Source organism: Flavobacterium sp. (assembly GCF_027531905.1).
Lineage (GTDB): Bacteria > Bacteroidota > Bacteroidia > Flavobacteriales > Flavobacteriaceae > Flavobacterium.
Map to the genome: position 1 here is coordinate 21,461 of NZ_JAPZSU010000044.1, position 7,552 is coordinate 29,012.

Here is a 7,552-nt window from a genome sequence, read left to right on the forward strand (position 1 = left end):
GTTAAATAAAATTAAAACCAAGGTTCGGATTGGTTGTGTTTTACTAATTTTACTTGCAAACCCAATGCCTGATGAATCTTACAATTGCTACGATTTCAAAACAAATAAACGCCTCGTTCGAAGGCGACGATTCAGTACTTATTGATGCGATTTCTATCGATAGCCGTTCGTTACAAAACGGACCGCATACTTTGTTTTTTGCTTTGATTGGCCCCAACAACGATGCTCATTTGTATATCAATGATTTGATTCAACAAGGCGTTACTCATTTCGTAGTGCAATACATTCCTGAGCATTGTGAAGGAAAAGCACAGTTCTTGATGGTACAAAATACGTTAACAGCCTTACAAGAATTGGCGAGTTATCATCGTAGTTTATTTCATTTTCCAGTAATTGGAGTCACGGGAAGTAACGGAAAAACCATCGTAAAAGAGTGGCTCAATTTCTTGCTAAGCCCTGATTATTCGATTATTCGTAGTCCCAAAAGTTACAATTCACAAGTAGGGGTTCCTTTGTCTGTTTTGGCGATTGCCAAACAACATAATTTCGGAATTTTCGAAGCCGGAATTTCTACCGTAAATGAGATGGTGCATTTGGAAAAAATCATTCGCCCCACGCTTGGGATTTTGACAAATATTGGTTCGGCTCATGACGAAGGATTTTCTTCTATTAGCGAAAAAATAAAAGAAAAATTACAGCTGTTTAAGCACTGTGATTTGTTGATTTATAATAAAAATAAAACCATCGATGCTTTTTTGAAACCGTCATTAAAAACTTTTTCTTGGAGTTTTAAAGATGCCACTGCGGATGTTTTTATTCAAAAAACAAGCATTTTAGATAAAACCAAGTTGCATCTTCAACTACAGTCGTATGCTTTTGATATCATCATTCCTTTTCAAGATGATGCTTCTATCGAAAATGCGATTCATTGTTTGATGGTGTTGTTGCATTTGGGCTATGATAGAGTGACTATCGAACATCGGATGTATTTGTTGTATCCCGTTGAAATGCGACTAAAGGTGAAAGATGGTATCAATAGCACTACAATTATTGACGATAGTTACAGTTCCGATTTTCAGTCTTTAAAAATTGCATTGGATTTTTTAGAAAGTCAAAAACAATACAAGAAAAAGACAGTGATTTTGTCGGATATTTTTCAAAGCGGATTGGCTAACGAAGAATTGTATGCTAAAGTCTCGCAGCTTGTTATTTCGAATAAAATTAACCGTGTGATTGGTATTGGAACGACCATTACTGCTTTTAAAAACAAGTTTGTCAATTGTACTACGTATGCCACTACTGCCGATTTTTTAGCACAGTTGGATAGCACTACTTTTGGCAACGAAACCATTTTAATCAAAGGCGCACGAAGTTTCCATTTTGAAGCTATTGTTGCAGTGCTAGAGGAAAAAACACATGAAACGGTGCTGGAAATCAACCTTAATGCCATTAGTCATAATCTTAATTTTTTCCGATCGAAATTGCAACCTTCTACCAAAATGATGGTAATGGTCAAAGCTTTTGGCTACGGAAATGGCGGTTTTGAAATTGCCAAATTACTAGAACATCACCAAGTTGATTATTTAGGTGTGGCTTTCGCCGATGAGGGAATTGCTTTGAAAACAGCAGGAATTCATCTGCCGATTATGGTTTTGAATCCCGAGTCGACCAGTTTTTCAGCGATTATTCAACATCAATTAGAACCCGAAATCTATAGTTTGAAAGGCTTGCGTTCCTTTTTGAAAATTGCTGAACAAAAGAACCTAAAACACTTTCCTATTCATATCAAACTCGATACAGGTATGCACCGATTGGGCTTTGAAAAAGATACCATCGAGGAATTAATCGCGATACTCAAAGATACTACTTTGGTACGAGTAAAAAGTATATTGTCGCATTTGGCCACAAGTGATGACCTAAATCATCAAGCTTTTGTTGCATCTCAAATTGAGTTGTTCGAAAATTTATCCAGCCGTTTGATGACCGAGTTGAATATTCAGCCCATTCGCCATATTTTGAATACTTCGGGCATTAGTAATTTTCCGAAAGCGCAATACGATATGGTTCGTTTGGGAATTGGTTTGTATGGTGTTTCTAATGATGCCGAAGAACAAAAAGAATTAGAAAATGTGAGTACGCTCAAATCCGTTATTTCACAAATCCGAACGATTCCAGCTGGAGATTCTGTAGGTTATGGGCGTCGTTTTATGGCAGAAAAGCCAACTAAAGTAGCTACAATTCCTATTGGCTATGCCGATGGAATAGCACGACTTTGGGGAAATGGAGTAGGATATGTATCGATTCATCAGCAAAAAGCCACCATTATTGGAAGCGTTTGTATGGATATGCTAATGGTAGATGTTACCGCAATTGACTGTCAAGAAGGCGATGCGGTAATCATTTTTGGCGAAAGCCCAACGGTAAACGAAATGGCCGAGAAACTACATACTATTCCTTATGAAATCTTGACCAGTATTTCCCAACGCGTTAAAAGGGTGTTTTACAGAGAATAAAGTACAACTTATTTTGTTTACATTTGTTTGTATAAACTAAACTTAGAATTATTATGGGAATGATTTCAGAATTTAAAGATTTTATTGCTAAAGGCAATGCGATGGATTTAGCAGTTGGAGTTATTATAGGTGGTGCTTTTGGTGCTATTGTGAATTCATTGGTGGCAGATGTTATCACACCAGCTTTATTAAATCCAGCGTTAAAAGCAGCTCAAGTAGAAAATTTAGCGGATCTAAAAACCGATGGAGGTATTTTATATGGTAAATTTTTAGCTGCGGTAATCAGTTTCTTGGTGATTGCTTTTGTGATTTTTTTGATGGTAAAAGCGATTAACAGTATGAAGAAAAAAGAAGAAGCGCCTGCCCCTGCAGCTCCAGCTGGACCAACTCAAGAAGAATTATTGACTCAAATTAGAGATTTATTAAAGAAATAATACCGCTACACTAGTGTCTAACTTAACCGTCTCTTTTCCAAAAAAGAGGCGGTTTTTTTGTGACTCAAAATCATTTAATGTAGGTATTGTGAATAGACATGGAATGCCTATTTTTACAATCCATTAACTAACAACCATTTTATGAAAACAAACAAACTAAAAGCTAGTGTTCTAATCCTATTGACTTTACTATTTATAGGATGTATTCAAAGTTGCTCTACCGAAGAATCTTTACTAGAAAACAATGCTGCCATTAAAACCGTTACCAAAGAAGAAGCCATACAATTCCTAAAAAAACATGAAACAACGGTCAGTATTAGCGATAAAAAGGCTACTTTGAACTTTATTTTTGGCAAAATAACCCAAGAAAAACTAACCAATACCTCCGAATTGCTAACAGTAGTGCCGGTAATCGCTAAAGCTAAAAACCAACGAATCCGTGCGCTATTATTAAAGGTTGAAAATTCTATTGAAACCATCCTCTATAACGAATGCCCAGATGCATCATCAACAAAAAATAATTTTAACGGCGTTATTCTAATTACGAAATTGAATGGTGATTTCATTAGAGCCTACCGATTAAAAAACAATGAATATGATGTAGAGTTAGCTCCTACCAAAGGGAATAAAACTAACAAACTATTTTCTTAAAAAGATGTCTTTGCAGTGCAGGAATTGAACGAAGTAACCGTAATCAACAATTTCAAAAACCCACATCCCTATGTTTCTATAAACGAATTAGGCAAAGAACTACCTATAGCAGATATTTTGTGGTATTCTTTAGGTGGAGGAAATAATAATGAAGAAGACCCAAACAATTTAAGGATTTTCAAAAACCTTACAGGAAAACCTTTATGTATTAACAATCTTCTAGACGACGAAGGAAACTCTTTTGTACAAAAACTACTTGAAAATTTCGAGGGAGATAATTCAGATTTTAACATTAATATTACGTCTGTTGATGAAGTTTTATCCAATGACGGGTCAAAACAGATAAACGGATCTACAACACAACCAGACATTAACAAGACTATTCTAATTAAAATAAGCTCAACTAGAGCCAATGACCATCCTAACCTGGTTGTAGCCAGAAGTATTTTACACGAATACATCCATGCTGATATTTATAGAAAAACCCCAATACTTCATAATTCAAATGGTATACCAGATTTTAAAAAAACATATGAAACCTATGGTGATGTTTACCATCACAACAATATGGCTGAATTGTATCTTAACAGTATGAAAGACGCATTAAAAGCATTCCACAAAGATGTATTGAGTTCGGATTACAACAAATATAAAGATTATTACGGCGAGCCAAGTGATGCATTTTATGAAGCGGTAGCTTGGGGTGGGCTTTCAGAGGTAAATCCAGAAGCCTGGGTAAAACTAGATGAGGCTAAAAAACAAGAAATAACAACTTTAATGGCAAGAATTGGTATGTTAAGTAAAATTAGTCCTTGTGCAAACTAAAAAAAAATACCATTATGAAAAAAATCATTCTAATTAAAATGTTAATTGTAGTTATAATCTCAACAATGCAAGCACAAGAAAAACCTAAGGACACTCTTTTTTTTGCATTGGAAAAAAACTACACCATATCACCCACATTGATTCCTAATATGGGTCGGTTAAGAAATCCAGATTTAATTCCCGCAACAGAAGATGAATTAAAAAACACTAACACTCTGGGATATATTTATTTTATCGGAAATGGTTATTTGAACACAGGATTGAAGCCTAAAAAGATTTTATCCATCAAAGATTATATAGAAAACAAGAAATTTTATATGGAGGGAAAATACAACAATGTCGTAGATATTTATAAATTAAACGACTCATTATTTGGCAAATACACTATCCTTTTTGTCAATGGTAAAGAATTTATTGAACCTAGACATATTGAATATAAAAAATACCACACTAATCGTGATACCTTAGGTAATCGCATCCCTCATCCATTAACAAAAAAAGACACCCTCTTTTTTAACTTTGATGAGAAATACATAATCCCATCAAAACATGACAAAGGAAAGTATTCTTTAAATGGAGAGAATTGTTTAGGAGGAACCGCTTTTTCCTTTGATTTGGAATTCAAAGAATTTAAAGAAAGTTTCAAGCCAGAAATAATCTTAGATTTAAAAAAGTACATACACACCTCAAGATTTTATGACTCAAAAAATAAAAGTCCTGAATGTTTTTCTCTAGCCTATTTTATGGATAATTACGTATTGATTTTTGTGCAAAAAAAAGATGGAAAAGTAGCTTTTTTAAAAACAAAAGTGGAAGCATACCATACTATTGAAGATTAACTACAGAATAAGTTTGTTGTTTCTTAAAGCATTGCACAAAGAGATTTATACTGAAAACGACAATAATTATAAAACGTATTATAGCGAAGAACCTAGTGATGCATTTTATGAAGCGGTAGCATGGGGTGGGCTTGCAGAGGCAAATCCAGAGGCTTGGGTTAAACTAGATGCAACAAAAAAACAAGAAATAATAAAATTAAGCGAAAGAATTGGTAAGTTAGGTAAAATTAGTCCTTGTGCAAACTAGAAGAAAATACCATTATGAAAAAAATCATTCTTGTACTGCTCATAACAATTGGGCCATTGACAAAAGTACAATCCCAAGAAAAAACCAAAGATACTCTCTATTTTGCAGTAGATAAATATTATACTATATCACCTACAATAACGCCAAATATTTCTGATCAAAAATATACCGAATGGCACAAAGCTACTGAAGAGCAAATGAAATATGTAAGCACAAATGGTTATATTTATTTTATAGGTAATGGTTTTTTGACCACTGGTTTAAAACCTAAAAAAATACTCTCGATAAAAGATTTTATAGAAAACAGATCGTTTTATCTAGACGGAAGATACAATAATATCGTAGATAATTATAAAATACAAGACTCATTAATTGATAAATACACTGTTTTTTTTGTAAATGGCAATGAATTTATCCAGCCAAGGCATTTAGAGTACAAATCGTTTTATACAAGAAGAAATAATAAAGGTGACTTTATAGCTAACCCATTGACAAAAAGAGACACACTCTATTTCGATCTAGACAACGAGTATGTTTATCCATCGAAATACAACAAAAATGATATTTTGATCAATGCTAGTAAATGTTCTGGAGGAGGAGCTTTTCATTTTGAAGTAAAAGAGCTTATCGATGTCGATAAATCAATACAGCTTTTAGACTTAAAAAAATACATTCATTCGTCAAGGTTTTACTACTCAAAAGAGAAAGAACTGTCGTGTTATGAATTAACTCTTTTCATTAATAGTTATGTAATTATTTTTGTTCGGAAAAACAAAGATAAACTTGAATTTCTAAGGGCACAAGCTCAATTTGTCATTGAAGATTAACTATGGAATGAGTTTGTTGTTTCTTAAAGCATTGCACAAAGAGATTCTCACTAAAAACAACAACAATTATAAAACGTATTATAGCGAAGAGCCAAGTGATGCATTTCATTAAGAGGTAGCTTGGGGTGGACTAAAAGACACCCCCGTATATGATGCTAAATTCCCAATAAACAGTCCCGAGAGAAAAAGAATTGAAGACAGATATCGCATTGAATCAAACGGTAGCATTGCTGACGAAGGAACTGTAACGGAACAAAAACCAGCGGGGGAACCTTGCAAATAAACAAAAATTATGAAAAATACTTTCTATATCTTACTTTGGAGTTTTACCGTTTTAATGGTAATAAGAACCAATGCCTACAGTTCTAATAACAAATCAAATTTATTAAGTGATAATCAAATTGATCACTTAAAAAACACGATGGATGTTATACGTTTTATTCAATCTCTGGACAAAAAATTCATTAGTGGGAACCTCGGAACTCTAACAATTAAATCAGACATTCAAATAATTAACGAATTAAACCAATGCGAACTATATCAAAAGTGGGGCATTAAAAACTGGACAAAAATAGATCTAAATAACGATCATCATTCTGACTTATTAGTGACAGCATTTTGGTATAGTAATTACCATCAATATGCAGTATTATATACAAAAACTAAAGGATATGAAATCAAATTATTGACTTCAAATATAAAAGACAAATGCAAAATTGTAAAACCAATAATTACTAACAATAAAAATGAATTATTGATCCACACATATAAAACAGATGCAAAAACAATCCAAAACGATGAATTTATAACCTACACGGATACACTGATTTATAAATTCAATGAATTCATTGAAAAAAATACTAATCCGATAAAAAATGATAAGATTAAAAGTGTCATCTATACTTTTGACAAAGCTTTTGAAATAATCTTAAACAACAATGGTACTGTTCAATACACTTGTTTTGACCCTATTGTTTCAAAAGAACTTGAGCTTCCATACTCTAGTAAAAGTCTAAACAAAAATACTGAAGCTAATAAATTTGAAGACATAGAGTCACTCGTGAATTATATTAACATTTAGAGCTGTAAAGTTATCTACTTGTTTTAATTGTTTGTAAACCAATAGGCTTTTGATTAATCATTCTTTTAATTAGATTGTCAAATATGGTTTGCTTGTGTATTGACCTGTTTAATCGATAGCTGTACTCGTCTAAAT

General features: G+C 33.1%; 8 protein-coding genes and 1 pseudogene. 8 read left to right on the forward strand and 1 reads right to left on the reverse strand.

The annotated features are described in order from the left end of the window. The first annotated feature begins 71 nt into the window (after positions 1 to 71). From O9307_RS11670 to O9307_RS11705, 8 genes are all read left to right on the forward strand, one after another. Positions 72 to 2,513 carry a bifunctional UDP-N-acetylmuramoyl-tripeptide:D-alanyl-D-alanine ligase/alanine racemase gene (locus O9307_RS11670; RefSeq protein WP_298299430.1) on the forward strand — a complete coding sequence of 814 codons (2,442 nt, stop codon included), beginning with the start codon at positions 72 to 74 and terminating at the stop codon, positions 2,511 to 2,513. 53 nt (positions 2,514 to 2,566) lie between these two features. Next, a complete protein-coding gene (gene mscL, locus O9307_RS11675) occupies positions 2,567 to 2,947 on the forward strand; it encodes a large conductance mechanosensitive channel protein MscL (protein WP_064715379.1) in 381 nt (126 codons plus the stop codon). A gap of 141 nt (positions 2,948 to 3,088) precedes the next feature. Then, a complete protein-coding gene (locus tag O9307_RS11680; RefSeq protein WP_298299437.1) occupies positions 3,089 to 3,598 on the forward strand; it encodes a hypothetical protein in 510 nt (169 codons plus the stop codon). Positions 3,599 to 3,613: 15 nt separating this feature from the next. Continuing rightward, entirely contained in the window at positions 3,614 to 4,423 is an 810-nt protein-coding gene (locus tag O9307_RS11685) for a hypothetical protein (protein WP_298299440.1), read from the forward strand. 14 nt (positions 4,424 to 4,437) lie between these two features. Further along, positions 4,438 to 5,262, forward strand: coding sequence for a hypothetical protein (locus O9307_RS11690; protein WP_298299443.1), 825 nt, complete (start codon positions 4,438 to 4,440; stop codon positions 5,260 to 5,262). Beyond that, positions 5,252 to 5,509: a hypothetical protein gene (locus O9307_RS11695; RefSeq protein WP_298299446.1), complete on the forward strand. Its 258-nt coding sequence runs from the start codon at positions 5,252 to 5,254 to the stop codon at positions 5,507 to 5,509. Before O9307_RS11690 ends, O9307_RS11695 begins: the two co-directional genes overlap by 11 nt. A 14-nt stretch (positions 5,510 to 5,523) precedes the next feature. Then, on the forward strand, positions 5,524 to 6,336 hold the full coding sequence (locus O9307_RS11700; protein ID WP_298299448.1) for a hypothetical protein: 813 nt from the start codon (positions 5,524 to 5,526) through the stop codon (positions 6,334 to 6,336). A gap of 292 nt (positions 6,337 to 6,628) precedes the next feature. Then, the gene (locus O9307_RS11705) at positions 6,629 to 7,417 is read left to right on the forward strand and encodes a hypothetical protein (protein ID WP_298299452.1); all 789 of its coding nucleotides are present in this window, start codon (positions 6,629 to 6,631) and stop codon (positions 7,415 to 7,417) included. A gap of 10 nt (positions 7,418 to 7,427) precedes the next feature. Here O9307_RS11705 and O9307_RS11710 read toward each other — a convergent pair. After that, a pseudogene (locus tag O9307_RS11710) lies at positions 7,428 to 7,552 on the reverse strand (IS1595 family transposase); the annotation flags it as partial.

What these genes read in the sequence shown, in the direction of transcription:
- O9307_RS11690 (WP_298299443.1), top strand. Translation starts at nt 4,438, where the DNA reads ATGAAAAAAATCATTCTAATTAAAATGTTAATTGTAGTTATAATCTCA.
- O9307_RS11700 (WP_298299448.1), top strand. Translation starts at nt 5,524, where the DNA reads ATGAAAAAAATCATTCTTGTACTGCTCATAACAATTGGGCCATTGACA.
- mscL (WP_064715379.1), top strand. Translation starts at nt 2,567, where the DNA reads ATGGGAATGATTTCAGAATTTAAAGATTTTATTGCTAAAGGCAATGCG.
- O9307_RS11680 (WP_298299437.1), top strand. Translation starts at nt 3,089, where the DNA reads ATGAAAACAAACAAACTAAAAGCTAGTGTTCTAATCCTATTGACTTTA.
- O9307_RS11705 (WP_298299452.1), top strand. Translation starts at nt 6,629, where the DNA reads ATGAAAAATACTTTCTATATCTTACTTTGGAGTTTTACCGTTTTAATG.
- O9307_RS11670 (WP_298299430.1), top strand. Translation starts at nt 72, where the DNA reads ATGAATCTTACAATTGCTACGATTTCAAAACAAATAAACGCCTCGTTC.